The following is a 26,279-nucleotide window of genomic DNA, read 5'->3' as shown; positions in this document are numbered from 1 at the left end:
ATCCCATGTTAAACAGGTGCGTGATCGGCAGTCGAATTGCCGATCACAGAGTACCTTTTGCTTCTTCGTAACCGACAAAAAGGCTATAGCGCTCCGTGTTGAAACGTAAAACGCAATAGTCCGGATCATCGGGGCCGCTCCAGTGACCTTTCATTTCCGGAAACCACATATCTTTTTTGGTATCTGGGTCGGTCTGTATTTCTACTGTGCCCACAAGGGTTATGTTGTATTCGCTGGAGTTGATGCACACGCTTGCTCGGTTGCATTTGTTAACTCTTTTAGCTGAATTCCTGCCGAGCGAAGTGCAGAACGTAAGCCATTTGATACCGTCCGCTTTTGCGATGGTCAATGTGGAGGCTGTGGGATAGCCTTCTTCATCAATAAGGGCGAGGGCGGCATATCCTCCCATGCCGCCGCCTATGTATCCTGTTTTCGCGTTGATGATCTCTCCTGCTTTTGCAATGATTTTCTGACTCATTTTCCTAACCTTCCGTCTCTCTTAATCCGTATCTGATAAAGGTGACAATATAGGTCCTGCCCATAAAATAAGTTTGTCTCTATAGCCGCCGTATCGAGACCGCCGCAGAAAGGACAGGTACCGCACTATTCAGTTAAGGAAAAAAGCAGACGGGAATGAGTTCCGGGTATGACCCCCGTTCTGCCTCTCCCCCCGCACCTGCCGAATTTCTTATTAATCGGATGAGATATATCCACCGAAGCCGAGGGAGGAAGGCCGGATGGACGATACTAATAAGCTGGGTTCAAGGATCCGAGTATACAGAGAGAGGTTGGGCATAACACAAGAAGAACTTGCTGAAAGAACAGGATTGGAAGTCGATTTCATCAGGGACGTCGAAGATGGGAGCACATATCCGGCCGTGGGCATGCTGATAAAACTTTCCAGAGCATTGGGCAAGCGTCTTGGGACCTTTACGGACGACATTGCCGTGAAAGACCCCCTTATAACCAAGGTCTCCGAGAGAACGGAAGACAGTTCCTCCCAAGGTAAATCCCATTACCACTATTTCCCGCTGGGCAAAGGCAAAACGGACAGGAACATGGAGCCTTTGTTCATAAAGATCGACCCCGAGTGCGGAGAGGCATTGTCGTCTCACGAAGGGGAAGAATTCATCATGGTCCTTTCCGGAAAGATCGAATTGACATACGGCAAAGAGAAGCACATGCTGGAGCCGGGTGATTCGGTGTATTATAACTCGCTGATACCGCACAAGGTCAGTGCGGCCGACCGTCCGGCGGAGATATTCGCCATGATATACGTTCCTTTCTGAGGCCGTAACATGCCGAGGGATGAGATAACGAGAGAAGCGACGTTGGGTCAGTTGCTTGACGAGATCACTGCCAAATATCCGGATAACGACGCCGTGGTGTATGTGGACAGGGGTTACAGGCAGACGTGGAGGGAATTCAAAGAGACCGTGGACGACATCGCGAAAGGGCTGATGGCGATGGGGGTCCAGAGAGGAGAGAAAGTCGCCGTATGGGCGACGAACGTACCCCATTGGGTTGCTTTACAGTTTGCCACCGCCAAAATAGGCGCTATACTTTTGACCATCAACACCAATTACAAATCGGCCGAGATAGATTACATAATCCGCCAGTCGGAAACAGAGAACATTTTCATTATCGACGGCTGCAGGGATACCGACTATGTGAAGACCCTCTATGAACTGATACCCGAGCTGAAATCTCAGCCGAGAGGGATGCTCAGATCGGAGAGGTACCCTCATCTGAGGAGAGTGATGTTCCTCGGGTCAGAAAAGCACCGCGGGATGTTCTCTATGCCTGAGGTAATGGCCATGTCATGTCAGGTGACCGAAGATGAATACAGAGAAAGACAGAACGGGCTGAGCGTTCACGATGTGGTGAACATGCAGTACACATCCGGGACGACCGGTTTCCCTAAAGGGGTCATGCTCACCCACCACAACATAGGCAACAACGGATATTGGGTCGGCATAAATCAAAATTTCAAACCCGACGACCGCATCTGCCTGCCTGTGCCACTCTTCCATTGTTTCGGATGCAGCCTGGGCGTCATGGCCTCTGTCAACCACGGGGCGGCGATGGTCATACTGGAAGAATATGATCCCTTGATAGTGATGACGTCGGTCGAAAAGGAAAGATGCACCGCCCTTTACGGCGTCCCCACGATGTTCATATCCATAATGGAGCACAAGATGTTCGATAAGTTCGACTTCAGCTCCCTGCGGACAGGAATAATGGCCGGTTCCCCTTGCCCCACCAAAACGATGGAGGAAGCGGTCAGCAGGATGAACATGAGGGAAGTGACGATCGTCTTCGGCCTGACCGAATCTTCCCCCGGGATGACCCAATCAACGTATGACGAGCCAAGCATCGAAAAGAAATGCTCAACCGTCGGAAAGGCTATGAACGGGGTAGAGGTGGAAATAATCGACCCTGATACGGGAGAGATCTGCGAGGTCGGCATACCCGGAGAATTCTGCTGCCGCGGATACAACGTAATGAAAGGGTATTACAACATGCCAGAGGAGACGGCCGAAGCAATAGACAAAGACGGATGGCTGCATTCCGGAGACATCGGGGTGAAAGACGCGGACGGATATTTTTCCGTCACGGGGAGGATCAAGGACCTGATCATAAGGGGCGGGGAAAATATCTATCCGAAAGAGGTGGAGGATTTCATACATCACATCGAGGGGGTCAACGATGTGCAGGTCGTCGGCGTCCCGGACAGGAAATACGGAGAGGTCCCAGGCGCTTTCATAATACTGAAGAAAGGATACGACCTGACCCCAGCAGACATACAAGACCACTGCCGCGGAAAGATCGCCAAACATAAGGTCCCCGCGTACGTAGCCTTCGTCAAAGAGTATCCGATGACCGCCAGCGGTAAGATCCAGAAATATAAGCTCAGGGAAATGTCGGCTCAGATGTGGCCGAGCGTGTGAGACGGCGGTTCGCTCTCGTGCGGAACCGGAACAGGGCGTACCCGGCACTCTTTTTCCGACCCGATCACGACACAGGATCAAGGCTCGCATGTTCGATAACATTCACTATCTTTATGACACTCTCAAGCCATATGTTGCTCGATGAAATCCACGGCGTGCGGTACGTATTCGTCCGCAGGTATGTGGTGTCCTGCCCCTTCTATTATCGCCGTTTTGCATCCGGGTATGGTTTCCGCGAGGCGAAGCCCCTCCTCGCACTCAACCGTGATGTCTTTGCTGCCGTGTATAATAAGCGTCGGAACACTGATCTCCGCCGCCAGACCGGTCACGTCTGAAAGCCCCATCGCACCGATCTGGTATCCTAAGCCCAAAATATCCTTAAAGCTATACGCTCTGATGCTCTTTTCTTCGGTTTCTTTCTTTTTAAAGAACTCTTCCGTATAACAAATACCGTTCAGTATTTTAGCTAAGTATTCCGCAGGCATCCCCTGTTTTATCGCATCGACCATCGCCGACACGATGTAATTGAAACGGGACGGTCTGTAACGATAGGAAGAGACGAGGATCAGCGCGGTTATCTTCTCTGGCATAAGTACCGCAGCTTTCTGCGCTATGTGAGACCCCATGGACCACCCGAGGATGCTTATTTTATCAAATCCCAATTCTTCGGTCAAACATCTGACGTCTTCGGCAATGTCGTCCAGCGTGAACCGGTCTTTGTAGATGGTGTTTCCGGACCCTCTGTTATCTACCTTTATTAGAGTGAATTTTTCGGAAAGCATTTCAGAAGCCCTTCTCCAGAAACCTATGTCCCCTCCGAAGCCCGTAATGAGTATCAGAGGCGGGCCGCTCCCTTCTCTGTCATAGTACAAATGGACGTTGTTGACATCTGCGTAAGGCATATTTGTTACATTGCAAATAGTATTAAAGCGCTTCTGTGCCCAAAGTTCGACGGCTGACTATGTTCCAGGAGGGATACGTTAAACAAGATTCTGTTCCAACTACGACGGACAGTAGACGTCTTATTTCGGAGGAAAGGAGTATTTTTGACACTCGGTCCAAAGAGCCGCACAACCGATCGATAACGGCGGAGATCGGAAAGAATATGCAGGTGTGCGTTCCTCTATTTGTCGTACATAGATATCGTCGTTTCCGTTCGACAGTTGCTTATATAACGGAAGCACCCGGTGATTAAAACCATCCGCGGCCGCGGCGAATAGCAGACATGTTCTGCGATCGGCGGCCTTAATGAATATGTCCCGATTGTCCGTGTCAATATGAACACATTTTACTGCTGCTACCGCGGAGGTCATGAATTCCGTCCATGATTCATTTTATTTATCCGGATGACATTATGACAACCCAGAGTGATTCTGATGAAGGTAGTAGGTTTTAACTGCAGCCCCAGAAAAGACGGCAACACAGCGCACATGATCAAAGACATGTTCAAAGTACTGAACTCCGAAGGCATAGAGACTGAGATGGTCCAGGTCGGAGGGAATGACATCCACGGATGCAGAGCGTGCGGAGCCTGTGGGAAAAATAAGAACATGCGTTGCGTAATGGATGACGACATCATCAACTCCTGCGTTCAAAAGATGATCGAGGCGGACGGCATCATAATCGGGTCCCCGACATACTTCGCGGACGTGAACACCGAGGCCAAAGCCCTGATCGACCGCGCCGGGTATGTGATAAAATCTAACGGCAACCCCAACAGAAGGAAAGTCGGAGCGGCCGTGGTCGCGGCAAGGCGCGCCGGAGGGATACACGCTTTCGACACCATCAACCACTTCTTCTCCATAAGCGAAATGATGATCGTGGGGTCATCTTATTGGAACATAAGCCTCGCCAGGATGGAAGGCGATTATGAAAAGGATGAGGAAGGAGTAAGGACCGTTAAAGTTCTCGGAGAGAACATGGCGTGGCTTTTGAAAAAGATCAAAGAGGAATAAGATTGCCCGCCCTTAAAAAAAAGATACTGATCGTGGTGATGGACGGCCTGGGGGACAGAGGCTGTAAGGAATTGGACGGGCTTACCCCCCTCCAGGCAACGGAGACGCCGAACCTCGATTGGTTCACAAAGAACGGGATAGCCGGCACATGCGACACGGTCGACATCGGCATAAGACCAGGGAGCGACACATCCCATCTTTCCTTACTGGGCTATGATCCCCTTGAGGTCTACACCGGAAGAGGACCGTTCGAGGCCGCCGGCATCGGACTCATCGGCAGGCACGGGGATGTCGCGTTCAGATGCAACTTCTCCACCTGCGACAAGGACATGAACATCATAGACCGCCGCGCGGGAAGGATAGACAAGCCGGACACCACGGAGCTTATCAAGTCCCTCGCCGGCATCAAGATCGACGGTGTCGAAGCGATCTTAAAAGAAAGCACTGAACACAGAGCGGCCCTGATCCTCAGGGGCAGCGGTCTGAGTCCGGAAGTGACGGATGTGGATTCTCATGACAACGGACCGCTGAATCGATCCAAAGGCATGGTCCCTGAAGCGGAGTTCACCGCTAACGTATTGAACAAGTTCGTCAAAGAGTCGTATGAAAGGCTCAAGGACCATCCTGTGAATGTTAGAAGGGCAGCGGAAGGGCTTCTTCCCGCGAACATAATAGTTCCGAGAGGCGCCGGCTCGTTCCCCGACATAAAGCCATTCCCGGAGAAATACGGGGTCAAAGCGGCATGCGTCGCCGGCGTAGGTATGATAAAGGGGATATGCGGAGTATGCGGACTGGACGTCATAGACCTCCCTCCCGACTGTACGGGCGGATGCAGTTCCAATTTTGTGTCCAAAGCGAAAATTGCGATGGAGACACTGAAAGAATATGATTTCGTTCTAATGAACGTAAAGGCGCCCGATGTGTGCGGACATGACTGCGACCCGCTTCTGAAATGCAGTGTGGTGAAACGCCTGGACGAGATGGCCAGATACTTCAAAGACAATTTCCGGGAAGATCTTGTCATTGTATTCACGGCCGACCACAGCACGCCCTGCTCTCTGGGCGACCACAGCGGGGACCCGGTGCCGATAACCGTATACACGCCCGGCAACATAAGGGACGACGCAGATACGTTCAGCGAATCTGGGTGTTCGCACGGCCGCATCGGACGCATCAGAGGGAAATACATAGTCCCGATGTGCATGGACCTAGCGGACCGCGCCGAAAAGTTCGGCGCATGATCAGTATATCCGCAGATCCGCCGTGATAGATCCGCCGTAGGTCACTACGTATTCCTTGTGGGATGACGACACCGCATCGCCCGCACCGTTCCCGATGCTGACGGTGCTCCCCTGATAACTGATATCCAAGCGATAGGAGTCAGGCTTACGCAGCAGGGACCCCAGAACGCTTTCTATGTATCTGATGATCGTCCCTTCTCCGGTGAGGATGTAGAAAGCGGCCATATCCGTCACGCTGACAAGCCCGGTCTCCTCCGTTTCAAGAATATCGTTTGTCCTGAGCTTTGCTGTGAAGATACCGTCACACACTGCCGACGCATCGTCCGGCGCAGGCTCCCCGCCGCTGAACGCGAATATGGCGGAGACGGCCAACCCCATGACCACGACAAAGATCATCGCATCCACCATCGCGGTCATCCCCTTCTTGTTCTTCAGACGCATACTGCCACCTCTATCACCGCCGGCACGATCCTGCCGTCAGCCGACCTTAATTGGAACAGGAACCTCTCGCTGCTGATCATACCATCCATATCACCTATGCGCACGGACATGCCTTTGAACCCCAGGCCGCCCGGCACTTCGCATATGACCGAAATTCCTCTGTATCCGTGCCTTTCAGCTTCCGACACAAGCTGCATTTCGATGTCCCCCGCCACCTCTCCGTTGTTCAGGACGAGGTTGTCAAATATCCTGTGGTCTACGTGTACCGCAGCCCCGCTTTCGTTGTTGGCGGCGTTCAATGCAAAAAGTCCGAGGTACGCAGTGAGTGATAAGGTCACTATCATGACCGCCATCATAGCCTCGGGGAAACCGAGTTCCCCTCTTTTGTTAAATCGCATATTATGTTCTACGATGCTCAACATATATAGGGAAGATTTCTACAGTTAGTCTACCCCGCGGAGGTAATGCCCGTAATTGATGGATCCGCACATCTCGGTGATCCTCCCCTTCTTGCCGAGGTCCTTGTTCCGATATGCGTCCGCAACGACCTTTGCCAGCGAGGCGGGCCTTTTCCTCAGGTCTATGCCGAAGGAATCCACTCCCATCGAACCCAATTCCTCCAGATACGGAAGCAGCAGAAGATCGGACGAGTTCAAAATATGGGCAAGGCCGAAACCGTCACGGTAGACGGGAAACTCATGCCCGAGCTCGTCCGCCAGCGTTCCTGCGGCAAGACCCGGATCGCGCGTGCACATAAGTTCCGTTCTTCCGAAGACCATCACTTCTATCCTTCCCGGATAATGTCCGGCCGCGTCCTGTATCATTGACTTGGAGAGCTCGACCGAAAGTGTGGTCTGATGCATTCTGGGCGGAAAGCTGGAGTTGAACATATTCATGTGGTAGCTTCCGTATACTTTACTGCTGTGATAATGACGGAATTGATCCGGCGTGTTCACCACGACGTCATGCCCGGACGCGTCAAGGTCCATCAGCGGTCTGAATCTCGGAAGGTTGACCACGAACTCCGCGCCTTTCTTTTCACATACCTTCTCCGCCGTTCCCGTGCTGTCATTCAGGTCATAATAGATTCGGTCAGCATGCTCGATCACAGCTTCCAGCACCTTTAGGGAGCTTACATAGAATGAGATATCGGGATCCTTTGCCTTTCTGTCGATCTTTTCAAGATCCTGCCGATAAGGCATCCTTTTTGTGCGCCCCTTCAGGTCAGGCACCTCGCCGATGAGGTTCTTTATCTCGTCAATGTGCGGATCATATGTCCTGTATATCTCATACTTCCCGTTCTCTACTTTGAATGGGACGGTCGCCGTTCCTAGCGAGCTGATCTTGAAGCCGCCTATCTTTTCCTTTCCTTTGAATATCGATATGCCGTCCCTGATGTTCACTGTTACGTTCAGATCGGAAAGGCTGAATTTTCTATCGGTGATCGAGACGGTTCCCAAAAGGAAACCCCTGTTATCCGCGTATTTCTGTTGAACGGGACTTGACACTCCGGGAAGATACCCTTCGCAGAACCCTCTGTTGAAAACGGTCTTCAGCAGATCTGTCTCGTTTGCAAATTCCTCCGGAGGGCGTCCGCGGTTCGCCATCGAATATACTTTGGCGGCCAGGTAAGCGTACGCGTGACTTCTCATCCTGCCTTCGATCTTAACGGCCGAGACGCCGATGGATTCCAGACGGCGAAGCCAATCCACTCCGTAAAGGTCGGCGCTGCTGAGGAAGAATCCTTCTTTCCCGTTGAAGAGATATGATTTCCTGCATGGCTGGGCGCACTGTCCTCTGTTACCGCTCCTTCCGCCTGCTATACTTGAGAAAAGACATCCGCCTGATATGCAGTAGCACAGCGCACCCTGGACGAAGACCTCCGTCTCTATCTTCGATCCTTTTATGACGGATGACAGCTCGTCGAAGGTCAGTTCCCTCGCGAGCACCGCTCTATCGATCCCATTCTCATAACACCATTCCAGTCCGGGGGCGGAATGGATACCCATCTGCGTGGAGGCGTGTTTCCCGATACCCAGTCCGCTGATCCTCTCCAGAAGCCCCAGGTCCTGGATGAGCACAGCGTCCGCTCCTATGTCTTCAAGGAATCTCACGAAAGATACTGCTTCATTCATCTCATGGTCTTTTATCAGGGTGTTGACCGTCACGTACACTTTCACATTCCTTTCATGCGCATAGTTCACCGCCCCTTCGATCTCACCGTCAGAGAAGTTCTGTGAGAATGCTCTTGCGCCGAACGCTTTTCCTCCCAGGTAGACGGCGTCGCAGCCTCCTTTGATCGAAGCGATCAGCCCTTCCGGCGAACCCGCAGGTGAAAGTATCTCCATATCGCCACCTATTTCCTCATTGTTTAATAAGCTCTCACATAGAGCGCCGTATGCTAACTGTAGTGTCCGTTTTTAATACACTATGCGGAGGATGAGTAATCTATGTTAACCGATTCAATACGTTCGGCAATGAACATGAAGAAGGATGACGCCGTCGGCGCGGAGCTGTCGGAAGACGTCCTCTCGATAAACTGCAGAAAATGCAGCAAAGTACCTGACTGCAGATCGCCTGTGTGTCTGAAATGCATAGTGCACCACATTTCCCAAGAGGGCAATGCGGGAAGGATAAGGCTCCGGACAAGCAGAGACCTTGAATTATTCGGGCCGGCTGCGGAGGTCCTCTGCGAAATGGCCGCTTTGTACAGGTCTACGACGCTCTGCACGAACCTCGGCGGCAGGTCCTGCTCCGATTGCGACAACTCGTGCCGGAAGATAATGGAGATAGCATGGGCAGGATTCCCGGACCCCAAATTCGACTCCGCAAGGGGCAGGCTGGTGTCCTTCCGCCCCGTCGACGGCAAGTGCAACAACTGCATACAGAAGACGTACAGGGCTTTGGACCAGGCAGAACTGGGGATGAACAACCTGAAGAAGAGGATATCCTTCGAAGCCGCAAGGACGGGGGGTGTGTGATGCCCAGAATACTGTCGGCCATTGTCGGAAGGATCAACAAAAAGAATGTGCATCAGGTCAGCTACAATGACCGCCTCATCATCACCGACTACAGCGACTCGGAGAGTGACGCTTTCCGAAGAAGACACGCGGACATCCATCTGCCTGATGACGACCCGGTCTGTGAACCGATGGAATACAGTGTGCCCGCAGCACAGTTCAATCCTCAGAAACCGCAAAGCGATCCGAGGCCTGAAAAGACCATACGTCCGCATCCACACAGTCAGAGGTCCATATTGGACGGCATGATCCTTCTTTCAGAGAATAACGTAAGATCCAAACCTGCTTATGCGGACTGCTGGCTCATCGGAAAGAAAAGTGATCTGGAGAACGTTTTTGAGTATGAATCGCCCGGCGGCAGGGTCTCTATAGGAACAGCGATCGACGGGGAGACCGAGTATAACCTCATGCCGATTGAGTACTCCTATCCCGATTCGATGAACGCCGTCGTGGAGAAGATCATATCCGGCATAAGGGAGAGCTACAGGGAAAAGGGCGGAAGGATGGACAAACAGAGCGTCATGGGGGTGGCGAGAGGCATGCTGATCGACTATTCCGATACCATCGAAGCTGTCTGCGGAAGCGATACCGACACCGTGGAAAAGATAATCGGGGATATGTGCGGCATCATTTACAGATACACAGTGGGAATGGGCGTTTTCGAAGTGCTGCTTGCGGATCCGAAGCTCGAGGACATATACATCGATGCGCCTTGCGACAGGAACAGGATACACGTTACGATGAACGGCATCGTCGGCAGCAATTCCCACACCAAATGCAGGACGAACCTTATTGTCGACAAGAAAGAAGTGATGAACCTGATAAATATCCTGAAAAGGGACAGCGGGCTGCAGTTCTGCGAATCCAACCCCATCCTTGAGACCGATATCAAGACACACGACGCGAGAGCGACCGTCGTCGGGTATCCGATGAGCCCCAACGGGGACGCGGTCGCGATAAGGAAACATTCGGTGAGGCCGTGGACCCTTACCAGGCTGATAGCCAACGGCACGATGGACCCGAGGACCGCGGGTCTTCTGTCATTCATGGTCGACAACAGAGCGACCTTCCTGATATGCGGCGCCAGGGGAGCGGGGAAGAGCTCGCTTCTTTCCTCCCTTATGTTCGAATTCCCTCTTTCGCAGAGGATACTGACGATAGAGGACACAATGGAACTGCCGACCGCAATAATGAGAAAGATGGGATACAAAGTACAGTCGATGCTCATCGACGACAGAATGGGAGGGGACAACCTCTCAAGAGCGGACGAGGCGCTCAGAGTATCGCTGAGGATGGGGGAATCCGCCATAATTCTGGGAGAGGTCAGGGGAGAGGAGGCCAGAACGATGTATCAGAGCATGAGGACAGGCCGTGCGGGAAGCTCGATCATGGGGACGATCCACGGAGACTCGGCAAAGTCGGTCTATGAGAGAGTGGTTCACGACATGAACATCTCCCCGGAAGCGTTCATGGCGACCGACATCCTGGTGACGCTGGGTACGGTCAAGGACAGAAGGACGGGGAACCAGGTAAGAAAAGTGAATGAGGTTGTGGCGACCACGGACATGATGGGTGAGTTCGTGGATATAACGGATAATGCGACATTGTTCTTGGCGCCTATCATGAGGCGCGTCCTCTCATCCTCTCAGATGAGCAAAGCCGATATAACCAAAGAGATCAGGGCGAGGGCGGTCATAAGGTCGTTCCTGGCCGAGATGGGGAAGATCCACAGCGAAGAATACCACGGCCCGGAGTGGGTGGGCATCGCGAACGACCATGTTTCCAGGTCGCAGGGGAAAACGGCGGAGGATGTGATCACATCATTCAAAGCTAAGTTTTGCGATCTCACGGGGATAGGTGTCTGAGATGGCTCGAAAAGAGAGGGTGAAGAATCCCAATGCGATCCTGAACGAAGGTCCGACCGTCGTCGGGATGATGTCCGCCGTCATCGACGGAGGAGGCTCCATCGATACGGCGGTAAGGGATGTGGCATCGAACGGGCCGGAAAGGTCGGCGTCTTTGTTCAGATCCATTGTGGTTAAAGCAGACACGAGGCAGATACCGGACATCGCCCACGGGCTGTCGGATATGCTCTCAACCCTTCCCGCGGAAGCCGCCGCGTTCAGGCGTTCCGTCCACATGGTGATGGTCGCCGCCGCGTCCTCCGACCGTTCGGAGAGGAAAAAGGTGCTGGGTGATGCTTCCAACATATCATTGGAAGGCCTCAAAGAGATCGGGGAGAACTACAGTACGTCCCTGAACGTCCCCTGCATGATGATATTCGGCCTTGGAATAATGGTGCCGATGATCCTCATGTCCATACTGCCCATGCTCAGTCTGGGAGGGGTGTTCGGCGGTTCTGCGATGGACACAGGGCCGATAGTGATGGTGACGCTGGTGCTTATCCCTGCGATCATAATGTTCCTGATCCTTTCCGTGAAGGACAAGAATCCCTTTATGAGGCCGGTGTCGAACTTGGATCCAAAGTACATCCTGCCTATATTATCGGCTATCCCCGTCGCATTCGCTGTCTCCGCAATGACCGGAGATGTACAGGCCGCATTGACGGTCGCGGCGCTGGTATCAGGCGTTCTGGTGCTGGCGTATTCGGCCCCGTATGTCCTGTCTGAAAAGGGAAGAGAGAAGCAGGAGATGCTTCTGCAGGATTCCGTTTTCGAGCTGGGCAACCGCCTGATATCGGGGGAGAACTTCGAAACAGCGATCGTGAAAGCGGTTGGAATAAGGAAGGAATGTTCGGCCGTCGCAGACAGCATCAGCAGAGAGATGGGGATAAGCAGGGGCGACACATGCGCCGCGATAAGGACAGCCGTCAGGAAGATATCAGCCCGTATCTCAGAGGTTTTCTGCGATGTTTACCGGTGCTCTCTGAAGGACGTCAGAGATGCGGGCAGGCTAGCCGTGTCTGTGGGGAGGCAGATCCAGGACCAGGATTCGGTCAGAAAGGGGATAAAGAACAAGCTGAAGAGCATGACCGACATGATGACTGGAACGGCAGCGGTTTTCGCGCCGCTGGTACTGGGGATGAGCGTGACAATGCTGGAGCCTGTTTCCAGGGTAATGGAGGGGGTGGACCTCGGAGGCACATCGACCATCCTTGTGGTCTATCTCGTTGAGCTGTGCGTGTTGATAGCGGTGCTCACTTCGTTCCTCAACGGCAAGGTTGACACAAGAGACATTGCATACAGGATAGGGGTAATGCTCCCGGTCTCGATGATAATGTTCACGCTGTGTTCCGGCATAGGGCTGTGACCGCACCGCGGTCTCCCCTGTGCGGGGGTGCCCCCCCCTTTTTTTTTATATGCTTCTTGACTTGTGGCACGATCCGCGCCGCCCTGGGTGCCGCGGCATGTACGATAAAAAAGGGCCGTCCGATCTTGTGCTTTCCTGGCACCGCTGTTTTATACGGTAAAGGCAATGATTCCGTATGGAAATGTCCACTCCGGGCAGAGCGGTGTTGCTGTTCTCTGCTTCCTTCCTTGTTTTGATGATCCTGCCGACTCTGCTGTATCCCCACGGGTCGTTCGCGGGACTTGACGGCAGGGCCGGCATCATCGAGAACTGGGACCAGCTCGCGTTCGCCGATCCGCTGACCCGGACCGTTTACACAATGGGGGATCTGTTCTGCCATCAGGAATGGGCAAGGTCATTCATCATAAACGGATCGCAGATGGCCTTCTGTCAGAGGGACGTATCTGTTCTCACAGGCGTAATTATCGGGCTGTTGGCCGCCGACGAGAGGGTAGGCCGCATATACGCGGGGAAGAGCTTATGCCCGATCATTGGGGCCGTAATGATATCGTCTACGTTCATCGAATGGGGGATCGAGTACGGTCTGGGCGCAGACATTCTTGCGGCGAGGATAGCCACAGGTCTGCTGGCCGGAGCCGGCATAGCACTGCTGCTGCAGCATTACGTCACAAGACAATATGAAAAGATAATGGGGTTTGATGCGGGAGGTTAATCGCACTTTGTCCATCCGCAGGTCTTGCATATGTTGCAGCCGCCCTGGAACTGAAGTTCGTCGCCGCATTTGGGGCAGGGATTGGCCGTCTTCTTCGAGTCGGCGGCATTCCTCTCCTTCTCCGCCTCAAAGGTGGTCCCGCTCACTTCCCTCTGCATCTCCGCATGCATGTCGAGAAGCGCCCAGCCTACGGACATCGGACAACAGGACCCTTTGCTGGTGTCTCTTTTGGTGAATGTCCTCACCACATATGAGGGGCAGGAGCCGCAGCTTCTGAGCTGGTCCACTATTGAAGTGATGTCGCATCCGCTCCTCGCCGCCAAAGAGATCATTCTGGACAGACCGATCATGAAATTGTTGCAACCGCCGGTGGAACCTTTGTTCAGATAGGCTTCCAGCAGCTCCCCGCTGTGGGGGTCGAAGAATGCGGTGCAGTGGAGACTCCCGCAACCTGTCATAAGCTTTCTCTTCTTTCCGACGACATCGTCCGCAACATTTTCGACGAACCCTCTCTTCTTGCGTTTTCCGTTGCCGTTTTCCTGTTCGTCCTCTTTTTTGTCCTTCGCTGTGAGGATGCCGAGACGTTTGCAGCCGTCCCTGAAAACGGTGACGCCTTTGCAGCCGATCTGCCATGCATACATATAGAGATCGTATACCTCGTTCTCAGGGAAATCGTTCAGAAGGTTCACCGTAGAACTGATGGAGGCGTCTATGTGCATCTGCCACGTGCCCTGGAGATTGAGACGCTGTTTGTAATCCAGATTCTGAGCTGTCACGAAGAACTTGGGGAGGTTCCTCTCGTCGGTTATCTGGTGCTTGTCCATGTACTCCTTCACTACCGGAGTATAGACCTTGTAATATTCATCGTGGTCAGAGAGGGAAACGGTCCTCCTCTCGAAAGAATTGGCGAATATGGGTTCGATGCCTCCGGATATGCCAAGCATCGTGGACAATGTGCCGGTGGGCGCTACAGTGAGCAGCTGCGAGTTCCTGATGCCATATTTCTCCACAAGGTCTCTTGTCTCTTTGCAAGTGTTCTCCGCGAAGAACGGCGACTGCATGAGCAGGCCTATATCGCATTTAGGGAATTTTCCTCTCTCTTTTGCAAGGAGGGCGGATTCTTTTATTGCGGTATCGGCCATCATGAAACCGAGCATGTGACAGAAATCCATTGCTTCTTTCGTTCCATATTCCAACTCCAGTTCTATCAGCATGTCGGCGAGACCCATTATTCCGAGGCCTATCTGCCTCCAGTCCCTTACGGAATCCCTCTGCTCCTGCAGAGGGTGAAGCGGGAGGCCCTCGTCGAGGACATCATTGAGGCCTCTAACGCATATTCCGACGGCATGTCTGAAATCCTCCCCGTCAAACTCCCCATCTTTGACGAACGCGGCGAGGTTGATGCTTCCGAGAAGGCAGCTCCCCCCCGCGGGCAGAGGCTCTTCGGCGCAGGGGTTGGTCCCCGCATAATGATAATCTGGGAATTCGCTGAGAAGGTTCCATGATTCTATCCTGTCCCAATACAGACATCCGGGCTCTCCGTAGTCCCAGTTTGCGAAACATAGCTTTTTGAAGAATTCGTAAGCGTTGAGGTTCTTCTCCACAGCATCCTTTGTTTCTGGCCGGTGGAAGCTCTGCTTGAAATTCTTTTTATCCCTTACACACTCCATGAATTCATCCGTCACACGGATGGACATGTTCGCTTTGGTGACCCTGTCCACATCGGTCTTGACAAAAGCGAACTCTTCGAGGTCGGGATGCTCGCAGGAGATGGAGAGCATCAGCGCCCCCCTTCTTCCGTGCTGCCCTATTAGGCCGGTGACCATCGAGTACAGATCGGTGAAGGAAACGGCCCCGGACGTCTCGGACGCGGTGTTGTTGATCTTCGCGCCGCGGGGGGCGAGTTTGGACAGGTCTATTCCAACACCGCCGCCGTAGCTGAAGGTTCTCGCAAGTTTGCCGGCGCACTCAAATATGGATTCTATCGAATCCTCAGGAGGAGACACCACATAGCAGTTGGATAAAGTGATCTTCAGTCCGGTCTTATGGAGACCACGGTTGGCCAGTATCCTTCCGCCGAAGAGGAACTTTTTCTGCCTGATCATCTCTCTGACGTCTTTGTTCCCGTCGCTGACACGGTCCAGCCACTGGTCGAAGGTCTCCCCGTTGTAACAGTATTTTTTTTGCCAAATATCAATGCCCAATTGGTTATCTTCACCCAGCCATTCTTCAATTTCCATGCGTCATTCTCCCATCTTAGAAGAGGATGAATTTCACTTTAATTAAACCTCCCAAAGTTGGATAAACCACCCCGCATCTTTCTACCGATAAGGTATAAAAAAACAGGCCGAAAAGCCGCCTCACCGCGTTTTCTGAGAATGGTCGGAAGCCGGAAAGCATTTGAGGCAGTTTCGCAGGCGACATTATCTAAGTAAGTGCTGTGAATTTATATATAGAAAAAACGTTCCGCCGTTTGAAGCACCCGAGATCTTTGTCGATGCGGCCGCATTATCGGATATTTTCCTTTTTATCCCGTGATGTTGTAACGGCACTGCAGTGTCGCTTTCCGGCCAAAATGTGCCACAATGGTCCGGAAACGGTTTCAAATTGTTGGTTAACAAAGTATTTAATATAGCGGGTAATAGGGGGGAATAGCATCTTTGTTATGCTAACAGATGCATTTTGCTGCATTTCACTATGAGGGGAAAAGATGAGCAAGGAAGACATTCTTAAGACGGGAACGACGACCATCGGTATGAAGATAAAAGACGGCGTGATCCTCGCGTCCGATCAGAGAGCGACTATGGGAAACATCATCGCGCACAGCGATGTCCAGAAGGTATATCCTCTGGCAGACAACCTCGGGATGACGATCGCAGGTGTCGTGGGCGACGCTCAGCTCATGATAAGATTCATCGAGAGCGAGGTGTCGATATATTCCATGAAGAGGGGGTCGCCCATGTCGGTGAAGGCAGCAGCCACGCTTGTCGGCAACGTCATGCGCAACGGCTTCTACCTCGGACTGATAGTCGGCGGCCACGATTCAACCGGCAGCCATGTGTTCAGTGTCGACGCCGCCGGCGGATACATTGAGGATGACTTCATATCGATCGGCTCCGGCTCGACATTTGCAATGGGTTCCCTGGAAGCTTCATACAAAAAGAACATGACCAAAAAAGAGGCGATAGACGTGGCCATCACGGCGCTCAACTCCTCGAGGAAGAGGGACAGCGCGTCGGGGGACGGCATGCTGATATCCTATATCGGGCCGAAGGGCTACGAGGAGATAGCGCAGGACCAGATCAAGGCCCGCTGCGAGGAGCTCGGATTCACATACCCGAGCTGAGCCTCCGTCCAAACATTTTCTGACATTATTGATAGTAGGATTTCACATGAACCCAGATAGATTATTTGAAAGCCAAAGAGAAGAGGTAAGAAAACTGGTACCTCAGGAAATGAACGTATCGGCGATAGAGTTCGAAGGCTCGGTCATCATCATCTATACGCCCGAATACGATAAATTCTCTGGCAATGACGACATACCGAGAACGCTCGCCCAGAGCCTGAAGAGAAGAGTGGACATAAGGCCGGACCCGTCAGCTTTAGCTGACCCTGAAAAGGTAAGGGAGAAGATACTCTCCATGATACCCGAATCGGCAGAGGTGTTCGATATAAACTTCATCGAAGAGACGGGAGAGGCGATAATAGAAGCGATAAATCCCAATGAGGTGCTGGGAAGAGAAGGTCAGCTGCTTTCCGACATAAAAAAGGAGTCGGGGTGGAACATCAAGGTCATGAGGGCTCCGCCCATACCGTCTAAGACGGTATCGGATGTCAGGGGTTACATCAGAGTGAACATGGACGAAAGGCACAAGGTGCTGAAGTCCGTCGCAAGATCGCTCGTCAGGCCCACTTTGGAAGGAGAGCAGTGGGTAAGGATGACCACCATGGGAGGTTTCAGGCAGGTCGGAAGGTCCGCAACGCTTCTTACGACGAGAGAGAGCAGGATCCTCATCGACTGCGGGCTCGACCCGAACAGCGACGCCACCCCGTACTTTGCGATACCGGAGACCCAGCCCCTTAACAATATCGATGCGGTGGTGATCACTCACGCGCATCTCGACCACTGCGGCACGCTGCCCGCGCTTTTCAAATACGGTTACGAAGGGCCGGTGTACTGCACCCCTCCGACGAGGGACCTAATGGCCCTGCTCCAGCTGGACAACATCAAGCTGGGATATGGCGAGGCGAAGAAACAGCACTACGAGGCGCAGCATGTCCGAAAGGAGATACTGCACACCATAACTCTGAAATATAACGAAACGACGGACATCTCGCCGGACGTCAGGCTTACTTTCCACAATGCCGGGCACATTCTGGGGTCCGCGATCGCGCACTTCCATGTGGGGGACGGTCTGCACAACGTCGCTTTCTCCGGAGACATAAAATACGAAAAGACCTGGCTGTTCAACCCCGCAAACAACAGATTCCCGAGACTGGAGTCATTGGTCATCGAATCCACATACGGCGGCCACAACGACATACAGCCGTCCAGGATGGATGCCTCAGAAGAGATGAAAGAGATCCTTCTGCACGCGGCAGAGCTGGGCGGAAAGGTCCTGATACCTGTGTTCGCCGTCGGAAGATCCCAGGAGGTCATGCTCGTGATCGAGGAGCTTATGCGCACTGGCAAGATACCCACCATGAACGTATACCTCGACGGGATGATATGGGAAGCCACCGCGATCCACACCGCATATCCAGAATATCTTAACAGTCAGCTCAGGACGCAGATATTCCAGCAGAACGAGAACCCGTTCCTGTCTCCCATATTCAAGAGGGTGGAGACCGCCGATATGAGAGAAGAGATATGTCACTCGCCGGATTCATGCATAGTCCTCGCGACGAGCGGAATGATGTCCGGCGGCCCTGTCTTGGAATACTTCAGAGAATGGGCGGACGACGCCAAGAACACGCTGCTGTTCGTAGGATACCAATCGGAGGGAAGTATCGGACGCACCATACAGAGGGGGCGTCAGGACATAGCGCTCAGTTACAAGGGGAAATCGATGACGATCAGCATAGATATGAACCGCGTGACTGTGGACGGGTTCTCCGGACACTCGGACCGCAAGCAGCTGATGAAGTACATCTCCTCGCTGGAGCCGAAACCCGATAGGATAATAATAGGTCACGGGGAAGACAGGAAGTGTACGGACCTCGCATCCTCAATATACAAAAAATTCAACATCGAGACCAAAGCACCGCTTAATCTTGAGACGATCAGGCTGAGGTGATCGGCTGAGGTCAGTGGTAGCTATCACCGGCGCATCCGGGATCGTATATGGTATACGTCTCCTTCAGGAACTCCCGGGTGAGAAGATCCTTGTGATGTCCAAGATAGCAAAGATGATAATTCCGAGAGAGACGGGCATGTCGGTCGAGCAGGTGGGGGCGCTGGCCGACAAGGTCTTCGATGACGGCGACCTCTTCGCATCCATATCGTCCGGTTCTTTTCACTATGACTGTATGTTCGTTGCGCCATGCAGCGAATCCTCCGTGGCGAAGTTCGCGTCGGGGATCTCGGACACCCTGATCTCCAGAGCGGTGGCTGTCTGCATCAAAGAAGGAAGGAAAGTCGTTCTTGTGGTAAGGGAGACGCCTAAAAGCGCCATAATGCTGGAGAACGAACTGAAACTGGCCAGGTGCGGCGTGGTGATCATGGACGCCAACCCAGGATTCTATTCGGGACCGGCCTCCGTTGAGGATATGGTCGACTTCGTAGTAGGAAAATGCTTGGACAGAGTGGGCATCGACCACAACCTGTACAAAAAATGGGAATGAGCTCACTCCAAATAGATGGCGGGTCTTCCCGGCACTGCGGCTTTCGATTTAAATTTGGGGTCGTAGATGCCCGTATCGTCGGAAGAGAACACCTCTACTTCCGCGCCGAGTTCGTCTTTCAGGAAATCTTTCGCCGAGACCAGGACAGAGTATTCGTCCGTCATTACCATCTCTGTCATCGTTCCGGAAGAGGACCTTGTCAGGTCGGTAACGGTCTTTTTAACAAACTCAGACACAGCCTTGCCGTTCTTTCGGAGGTCTTCGTTCTCCATACATTTTTTCGTGAGGGCGGGGATGTCCAAAGTGCCGTTGTCTTTCATCTCCAACCCTATCCTCATGATGTCCCTCTTCCATGATGGCGAGGTGTAAAGGAATATTTTCTCCGGATCCGTTTCGGTCACTTTCTTGATCTGAATGACATCCGACATCACGCCTCTGATGAACTCCTCACAGTATTCTGCGGAGCCGGATATGCCGCCTGTTTCGGGGAGCTGTGACGACGACACGAGGCCCTCGAACCCAGCCATGTTCCACATCTCCTCTGCAACATGCGGTGTGATAGGCGCCATAAGAGGTATCCAGATCCTCATGGCCTCCTTTATGGTGTTGTCGTTCTTCCCCCCTCTTCTTCCGTACCATTTAATATCGTTCAGCATTTCGAAGTAGACGGCGGTCGCCGTCTGCCTCAGGTCATACTTCTCCATCGCCTTCTTCACAGACAGCAAGTGGCCGTTGAACCTTGATATCAGCCACTCGTCGATCCCTTTCTTCTCATCGGTGCGGTCAGAGGAGAGAAGTTCTTCGATCGTGCCCATGACCCTGTCCAGCCTTTGGCAGTACGTCAATACGTTCTCCTCGTTCCATTCCACATCCACGAACATCGACGCCACATGCGCATAATACAGTCTGAGAGGGTCGACGCCGAATTGCTCCACTGCCCCGGAGATGGGCTGCGCTCCGCCTTTGGATTTTGAGATCTTGTTCTTCCTTCCTGTGATATACCAATTAACGATGATCCCTCCCGGCTGCATATCATCAGGAAGTATGGCGCGATGGTTGAAGAGGTACGCCGGGAAATGCACGGTCATGTGCTCCTTGCCGCCCAGATTTATGTCCAGCGGATACCAGTATATTATGTCCTCCCGTATATCATTCAGAATATCTTCGGGAACGCCCGTGCTTTCAGATACTTCAGCGGAAACTCCCCTGCCAAGCGCCACATGGTCGAAGAACTCCTCCGTCATGTTATCGGGGGATATCCTCCCGTCGTTAGCATACATCGAAATAATGTAATACAACGGATACAGGGTGGAGTCCGATATGGCCTCGATTATCCATTTCTCATCAAAGGGGAACCTTGTTCCGAGCCAGTTGCCTTGCCTTACGCAGGCGCGTTCCCTGAACCATCTCAGCGTGGCGTGTACGTTCTCGTTGAACTCCGGAGGGTACAGCTCCATGCTGCGGCAGTGCTCGCTTGTTCTTTCGGTGAGCTCTTCGTTGCCGTAATCGATGAACCACTGGTCGTCTACCCTTTTCACCCTGACCGGCATACCGCATCTGCAGACCACTTCCTCCGTGAGGTCGTGGAATATCTCCGCCTCGCCGGAATCGAGCATGGCCTGCTTCATCTTCTCTTTGGCCTCTTCCACCCTCATCCCCGAGTATGGCCCGCAGATATCTTTCATGCGGCCCATGTGGTAGCCGTCTTTGTAAACCTGCTTTTTGGCCTCATCGAGCCTCGGGTCTCCGGGCTGGGTTATGCCCATTTCCTTTATTGCGTCATGAGCGGGGAATTCCCCGTATCCTTCGATCGATATTATTGAGATCGGATCTACAGAATCGACGAGCGATCTGGGAAGGCCGTATTCCTCTGTAAGGGCAGGATCCTTCTTCAGGGCCTCCAGCGAGATCCAGTCATCCGGAGCATCCGAGGGGACGGATGTGACAAGTCCGCTTCCCACGTTGGGGTCCGAGAAAGACGCTGGGAAGACCGGTATCTCCCTGTGTATCATCGGCGCTTCGCACATCCAGCCTATCATGTCCCTTCCGGCGACGGGGGAAAGTATCGTTATGCCGTCTACCTGCAGACTAAGTTTTTCAGCCGCCTCTTTGGACACTATCCATGTCTCTTCTCCCTTCTTTATCCGTGTGTATTCTACATCCGGGTTAACCCAGAAGCACACCTGCCCGTATACCGTTTCGGGCCTGAGAGTAGCGGCGACCAAGTACTCATCTCCGCGCCTGAATTTCAAAAGAGTGTATTCCTGGACCTCCGCATTGCCGCCTTTGGATATGTCGGTCTCGGAGGCGTCGACCGCCACCGGCCCGTGGACCGGGCAGGTCGGAGAGTAGTACGGCTTTTGTATCAGCAGGCCGCAGTCGTTCAGCTTTCTGAACTGCCATTGCATGAACTTCCCGTAGTCCGGGTACAGCGTGCATGTGAACCGTCTCCAATCGGCAAGGAATCCGAACCTCTTCCAATATTCGTTCACATAAACTCCGTTAAAATAATCAATGACCTTTACCGGATCCTTCAGATCCTCCAGCTTCTCTTCCGGGCAGCCGTTCCTTATCAGATAATCAATGAAATCGGGATCGTTGCCCGAAACCTTTGAAGCGAGAGTTATCGCGCCGTTGCCGGTGGCATGCGTCCCCACGGGGAACAGGACATTGTATCCTGTCATACGTTTGTATCTCCCGATGGCGTCCGTATACGTGTACCCCCTGAGATGTCCTACGTGAAGGAACCCGGTGACTCCCGGATATGCGAAAATGATCATGAATTTCGGTCTGCCCACATCTCTTTCGGCACGGTCCAGTCCTTTCTCGGACCATTCCGCCTGCCACTTCCTTTCCATCTCACCATAATCAGACATCTGAGCCCTCGGCGGTTGTTTACGCTCTAATATGTCCCCTTATTAAAATAATATCTTATGGAATAGTGACAACGGTCAGCCGCATACGGGTTTCTTAACAACAGCCGCGTTAAAGCCTGCAAAATAGGAACATAATACATTTGTAGTACATCTTTAAATAGTTTGTAATACATGTAGTAATACTGCGAGCGCGGAGGGATGGGACTCTGCGAGCTTAAGGTGATGGAATGGGAGACAAGGAAATAACGATCTCGATCAGGATGGGAACTGAAGACATCCAGAAAATGGAGGACTTCATGGCTGAGAATAAGATCGACAGCCGCTCCAGTTTCATCAGGGACGCAATAGCCGGGCACATAAGCTCGCAAAGGCGTATTGGGTCCGGAAGCGGATTCTTCATCCGCTTTAATGAGGTACAGATGGAGACCTTAAGACTGATGGTGGAAGATGGGACCATTTTCAGCGAAGAGGAATACATCAGAAAATGCGTGACCGACAGGATCGTGTCGCCGGAATCCGAAGCGGATTCCGCCAACCGCTCCTTTAAGGCTGCGCAGATGTCCTCAAAAATGAAATGAAGAAGGGATGGGAAACACTCCGGCGGGGCGATGGGAAAGTGCTATGCACATCTTCGCCGGATAGAAACACTTTAAAAAAATGGGGATGCACAAATGGAAGCGAACACAAAGGAAACTGAAAGATCCATAACGATCGAGCCTCGTATAGCAGTGGTCGGTATCGGAGGTGCGGGATGCAACGTTGTAAGCGGTTTCTACAAAGCGCTTGCACCAGTGGACACCATTGCCATCAACACAGACAGAAAGGCCCTGGACGAAACAGCCGCAGATAAGAAAGTCTACATATGCAAAGCGGTCACAAAGGGCGAGGGCACCAAGGGCGACGCCAGACTCGGTAACAAATGCGCCAAGATCCACGAAGAGGAGATAGAGAAGGCGGTCATCGGGCACGATGCGGTCTTCATTATCGCCGGACTCGGGGGAGGCACCGGGACAGGCGCGGCGTCAGTGGTGGCGGAGATATGCAGCCGCAACAACATGATGACATTCACGATCGGTATCAACCCGTTCTTCTTCGAGACCGAAAAGGTATCGATCGCAAGAGAGGGGATAAGAACGATCAGGGCAACATGCCCGAACACATTCACCATAGAGAACGACAAGGTCCTCGATCTCATGCCGAACGCTACAATGAACGAAGCCATGCGCACAGTCAACAAAAGCATAATGGGCTTCGTCGGCGAAACATCGGCTACGCTGGCATCGAAGATAAAAGATGAAATAACCACAATCCAAAAGACAGTCTACTCCAAGAAGATGGATGTCGGCAACACACGGGAGCTCCCGTTGTTCTCAGGTGTCTAAACTCACTATCAAAAAATGGGGGATTCCCCCTCCCCCAAGTTCTTCCTCCGGGGGCATAAACTCACTATCAAAAAATGGGGGATTCCCCCTCCCCCAAGTTCTTCCTTCTTTGATTTATGACATCGCATCGTAACCCATATCGAATGCTTTTGAATTCAACTCTTTGGAGTTCTCAGGCACGACCTCCAATAAGACCTCCTTGAGAAGCTCTTTCTTCAATGGGAAGCCTTTCACCGCCGCGACCGCTCCGATCATCACGGCGTTAGCGGCGACCGCTTTTCCGGCGGCCACGGCGACCTTTGTAGCGTCCAATGTTTTTAGGTTATCTGTCCTGGACCTTACCGAATCCACCAGCTTCTGAATGTCTGGATATTCTTCGAAGCCGGCGGCGACCGCCGAGGGGTATGTCGGGTCAAGATTCATTAGTATGAACGTCTCCTTATTACCTAGGGAAAGATACCTGCAGGTCTCTACCGGCTCGAACCCCATGATCAGGTCCGCTCCGCCCGCCGATTCCAGGGGGCTGACGGTGTCGCCGCCGAAACGCAGTGTAGATATCACGCTCCCTCCCCTTTGGGCCATGCCGTGGATCTCGCTCATCGATACCTGGTGGCCGGCCCTCATGGCCGCAGTTCCAAGCACCATGGACGCCAAGAGCACTCCCTGTCCGCCTACGCCTACGATCTGCACTGTGTACTTCATTCTCTCACCTCTATCGCGCCTTTGGGGCAGACATTAGCGCACATCCCGCACCCGATACAGTTGGCGGGATCGGTCGTGACGACCTCTCCCTTCTTGATGAGAGCGGGACATGCGATCGTCTTTACGCAGATATGGCAGTGTATGCATTTGTTCTGGTTGACGCTGCATTCTTTGACGACGAGTGTCTTGTTCCTCTTCAGTTCCAGAGGGCAGGGGCACTTTGACACCACCACAGCAGTGCCGTCGAAGTCGAGAGCATCTTTCATTACCTTTTCTGCCGCCTTAACATCATACGGGTTGACTGTCCTGACGAACTTTATGCCCAGTCCTTTGACCAGCGTTTCCATGTCGATAGGCTCGGTGCATACGCCGCCGAAGTCCCTACCCGTCCCCGGGTTCGGCTGGTGTCCCGTCATCGCCGTTGTCCGGTTATCGAGGATGACCATCACTATCTTGTGGTTATTGAAGATCGAGGACGTCAGCGGCCCCACGCCGGAATGGAAAAAGGTGGAGTCTCCGATGAAAGCTATCGCTTTTTGATCTGTCGATTTGTCGAATCCCCCGGCGGCTCCGGCTCCGCCTCCCATACATATCAGGAAATCGGCGGCATGGAAAGGAGGCTGCAATCCGAGCGTATAACAGCCTATGTCGGTGCAGTATACCACATCCCTTTTCCCCACGGCCCTTTTCGCCGCCGCGAACATCCCTCTGTGTGGGCATGCGGCGCAGAGTGTCGCCGGGCGGTTAGGCAGCTTGATATCGGCCGGGGGAAGAGGTGTAGGCATATCCTTTACTTCAAGCAGGCCATTCAGTTTTTTCATGGTGTCCGGGGAGTACTCCCACTCCCTCGGAAGGTGCCCCGACCTCTTCCCGTATATCGGAACGCCGAGGCCGTTCTGAGCGCATATGCGGAGCACCTGGTCCTCCAGGAACGGATCAAGTTCCTCCACTACTATCACATGTTTCTTACCTCTGATGAAATCGGCGATCTTCTTCTCGGGGAGAGGGTTCGTGAATCCGATCTTCAGGATCGATGCCTTTGAGGTGAACTCTTTGACATAAGTGTAGCTCACGCCGGAAGTGATGACGCCTATCTCCCCTTCGCCCTCGATACGGTTCAGAGGCGAGACCTCGGACAGCTCCTGCGCTTTTTTGTTGAGCTCAAGCAGTCTCACCCTGTTCAGTTTGGCGAATGCGGGTATGTTCACGAATCTTTTATCGTCTTTGTTGAAGTGCCCCTTTGCAGGCGTCTCCATCTTAGGCCCGTATTCGACTATCGATCTGGCATGGTTAATCCTGGTGGTGGTCCTGTATATCACCGGAAGGGTCAGCTTCTCGGATATCTCGTAAGCGTACTTTATCATGTCCTTAGCTTCGGCGGCTGTGGACGGCTCTATCATCGGCAACAGGGAGATCGTCGCAAAGTAGCGGTTGTCCTGTTCATTCTGGGAGCTGTGCGCCGAGGGATCGTCCGCGGTCAGCACGAGCATCCCCCCCACCACCCCTGAGTATGCCAGTGTCATGAGGGGATCGGCGGCCACGTTCAGGCCGACGTGTTTCATGAAAGCGAAGGACCTTACTCCGGCGGAAGCGGCGGCGGCGGACACTTCCAACGCTATCTTCTCATTGGATGAGAACTCGAAATACATCCCTGCTTCCTCAGAGATCTCTTCCAGGATATTGCCGATCTCCGACGAGGGGGTACCGGGATATGTGGATGCGAATCTCACTCCCGCCTCAATAAGGCCTCTCACTATGGCTTCGTTGCCCAACAGAAGGCCTTTGCCGCTTTCTTCAAGAATGTTCATTAACGGGACACCTCTTTTTCCGGTATATCTATCTCCTGCTTAATTGGATTTCGTTCGGCGCTTTGTTATTCAAAAAG

The 26,279-nt window shown here is 52.9% G+C and carries 22 protein-coding genes; 13 read left to right on the top strand and 9 right to left on the bottom strand.

All coding sequences use genetic code 11. From position 1 onward, the window contains the following. Positions 1-43: 43 nt before the first annotated feature. A complete protein-coding gene (locus FWG96_04990) occupies positions 44-478 on the bottom strand; it encodes a pyridoxamine 5'-phosphate oxidase family protein (protein ID MCL2032603.1) in 435 nt (144 codons plus the stop codon). A gap of 259 nt (positions 479-737) precedes the next feature. Here FWG96_04990 and FWG96_04985 point away from each other — a divergent pair, with 259 nt between their 5' ends. Further along, positions 738-1,289, top strand: a complete 552-nt coding sequence (locus FWG96_04985) for a cupin domain-containing protein (GenBank protein MCL2032602.1) — start codon at positions 738-740, stop codon at positions 1,287-1,289. A 9-nt stretch (positions 1,290-1,298) separates the two neighbouring features. Continuing rightward, positions 1,299-2,951, top strand: coding sequence for an AMP-binding protein (locus FWG96_04980; GenBank protein ID MCL2032601.1), 1,653 nt, complete (start codon positions 1,299-1,301; stop codon positions 2,949-2,951). 122 nt (positions 2,952-3,073) lie between these two features. Here FWG96_04980 and FWG96_04975 read toward each other — a convergent pair whose 3' ends face one another. After that, complete coding sequence (locus FWG96_04975) at positions 3,074-3,853, bottom strand: alpha/beta hydrolase (protein ID MCL2032600.1); 780 nt, start codon at positions 3,851-3,853, stop codon at positions 3,074-3,076. 474 nt (positions 3,854-4,327) lie between these two features. On the opposite strand from FWG96_04975, the gene FWG96_04970 reads away from it, so the two are divergent. Both FWG96_04970 and FWG96_04965 read left to right on the top strand, forming a co-directional pair. After that, positions 4,328-4,906, top strand: coding sequence for a flavodoxin family protein (locus FWG96_04970; protein MCL2032599.1), 579 nt, complete (start codon positions 4,328-4,330; stop codon positions 4,904-4,906). Between the two features lie 2 nt (positions 4,907-4,908). After that, positions 4,909-6,147, top strand: a complete 1,239-nt coding sequence (locus FWG96_04965; protein MCL2032598.1) for a 2,3-bisphosphoglycerate-independent phosphoglycerate mutase — start codon at positions 4,909-4,911, stop codon at positions 6,145-6,147. Here FWG96_04965 and FWG96_04960 read toward each other — a convergent pair whose 3' ends face one another. The 3 genes from FWG96_04960 to FWG96_04950 are packed head-to-tail and all read right to left on the bottom strand — an operon-like array spanning position 6,148 to position 8,936. Next, on the bottom strand, positions 6,148-6,588 hold the full coding sequence (locus FWG96_04960) for a hypothetical protein (protein MCL2032597.1): 441 nt from the start codon (positions 6,586-6,588) through the stop codon (positions 6,148-6,150). It lies immediately after the preceding gene. Then, entirely contained in the window at positions 6,579-6,986 is a 408-nt protein-coding gene (locus FWG96_04955) for a hypothetical protein (GenBank protein MCL2032596.1), read from the bottom strand. The genes FWG96_04960 and FWG96_04955 overlap by 10 nt, the downstream gene beginning before the upstream one ends. 45 nt (positions 6,987-7,031) lie before the next feature. Then, positions 7,032-8,936: a U32 family peptidase gene (locus tag FWG96_04950; GenBank protein ID MCL2032595.1), complete on the bottom strand. Its 1,905-nt coding sequence runs from the start codon at positions 8,934-8,936 to the stop codon at positions 7,032-7,034. A gap of 102 nt (positions 8,937-9,038) precedes the next feature. On the opposite strand from FWG96_04950, the gene FWG96_04945 reads away from it, so the two are divergent. From FWG96_04945 to FWG96_04930, 4 genes are all read left to right on the top strand, one after another. Further along, on the top strand, positions 9,039-9,569 hold the full coding sequence (locus FWG96_04945; protein ID MCL2032594.1) for a hypothetical protein: 531 nt from the start codon (positions 9,039-9,041) through the stop codon (positions 9,567-9,569). Further along, positions 9,569-11,473, top strand: coding sequence for a type II/IV secretion system ATPase subunit (locus tag FWG96_04940; GenBank protein MCL2032593.1), 1,905 nt, complete (start codon positions 9,569-9,571; stop codon positions 11,471-11,473). Before FWG96_04945 ends, FWG96_04940 begins: the two co-directional genes overlap by 1 nt. 1 nt (position 11,474) lies before the next feature. Further along, entirely contained in the window at positions 11,475-12,878 is a 1,404-nt protein-coding gene (locus FWG96_04935) for a hypothetical protein (GenBank protein ID MCL2032592.1), read from the top strand. A gap of 181 nt (positions 12,879-13,059) precedes the next feature. Beyond that, entirely contained in the window at positions 13,060-13,590 is a 531-nt protein-coding gene (locus tag FWG96_04930) for a DUF2085 domain-containing protein (GenBank protein MCL2032591.1), read from the top strand. Here FWG96_04930 and FWG96_04925 read toward each other — a convergent pair. Further along, on the bottom strand, positions 13,587-15,830 hold the full coding sequence (locus FWG96_04925) for an adenosylcobalamin-dependent ribonucleoside-diphosphate reductase (protein MCL2032590.1): 2,244 nt from the start codon (positions 15,828-15,830) through the stop codon (positions 13,587-13,589). The two genes, FWG96_04930 and FWG96_04925, sit on opposite strands and share 4 nt — an antisense overlap. Positions 15,831-16,300: 470 nt before the next feature. Here FWG96_04925 and FWG96_04920 point away from each other — a divergent pair, with 470 nt between their 5' ends. The 3 genes from FWG96_04920 to FWG96_04910 are packed head-to-tail and all read left to right on the top strand — an operon-like array spanning position 16,301 to position 19,434. Next, a complete protein-coding gene (locus tag FWG96_04920) occupies positions 16,301-16,936 on the top strand; it encodes a proteasome subunit beta (GenBank protein ID MCL2032589.1) in 636 nt (211 codons plus the stop codon). A gap of 46 nt (positions 16,937-16,982) precedes the next feature. After that, on the top strand, positions 16,983-18,887 hold the full coding sequence (locus FWG96_04915; GenBank protein ID MCL2032588.1) for a beta-CASP ribonuclease aCPSF1: 1,905 nt from the start codon (positions 16,983-16,985) through the stop codon (positions 18,885-18,887). Between the two features lie 13 nt (positions 18,888-18,900). Continuing rightward, on the top strand, positions 18,901-19,434 hold the full coding sequence (locus FWG96_04910; GenBank protein ID MCL2032587.1) for a UbiX family flavin prenyltransferase: 534 nt from the start codon (positions 18,901-18,903) through the stop codon (positions 19,432-19,434). A gap of 2 nt (positions 19,435-19,436) precedes the next feature. On the opposite strand, the gene leuS is transcribed toward FWG96_04910, so the two are convergent. After that, entirely contained in the window at positions 19,437-22,310 is a 2,874-nt protein-coding gene (gene leuS / locus FWG96_04905; protein MCL2032586.1) for a leucine--tRNA ligase, read from the bottom strand. 227 nt (positions 22,311-22,537) lie between these two features. Between leuS and FWG96_04900 the strand changes: the two genes are divergently transcribed. Then, entirely contained in the window at positions 22,538-22,888 is a 351-nt protein-coding gene (locus FWG96_04900) for a ribbon-helix-helix domain-containing protein (GenBank protein MCL2032585.1), read from the top strand. Positions 22,889-22,981: 93 nt separating this feature from the next. Next, positions 22,982-23,692 (top strand): cell division protein FtsZ, encoded by a 711-nt coding sequence (locus FWG96_04895; protein ID MCL2032584.1) that lies wholly within the window; start codon positions 22,982-22,984, stop codon positions 23,690-23,692. A gap of 114 nt (positions 23,693-23,806) precedes the next feature. Here FWG96_04895 and FWG96_04890 read toward each other — a convergent pair whose 3' ends face one another. Together FWG96_04890 and iorA are read right to left on the bottom strand one after the other, a co-directional pair. Continuing rightward, entirely contained in the window at positions 23,807-24,394 is a 588-nt protein-coding gene (locus FWG96_04890; protein MCL2032583.1) for an indolepyruvate oxidoreductase subunit beta, read from the bottom strand. Then, a complete protein-coding gene (gene iorA / locus FWG96_04885; GenBank protein ID MCL2032582.1) occupies positions 24,391-26,202 on the bottom strand; it encodes an indolepyruvate ferredoxin oxidoreductase subunit alpha in 1,812 nt (603 codons plus the stop codon). The genes FWG96_04890 and iorA overlap by 4 nt, the downstream gene beginning before the upstream one ends. Positions 26,203-26,279 lie beyond the last annotated feature (77 nt).

Origin of the sequence: Candidatus Methanoplasma cognatum, assembly GCA_009777615.1 — an archaeon.
In the GTDB taxonomy this organism is placed as follows: domain Archaea; phylum Thermoplasmatota; class Thermoplasmata; order Methanomassiliicoccales; family Methanomethylophilaceae; genus Methanoplasma; species Methanoplasma cognatum.
Note: the sequence above shows the minus strand (reverse complement) of the source record. Positions and strands in the feature narration are given on the sequence as shown.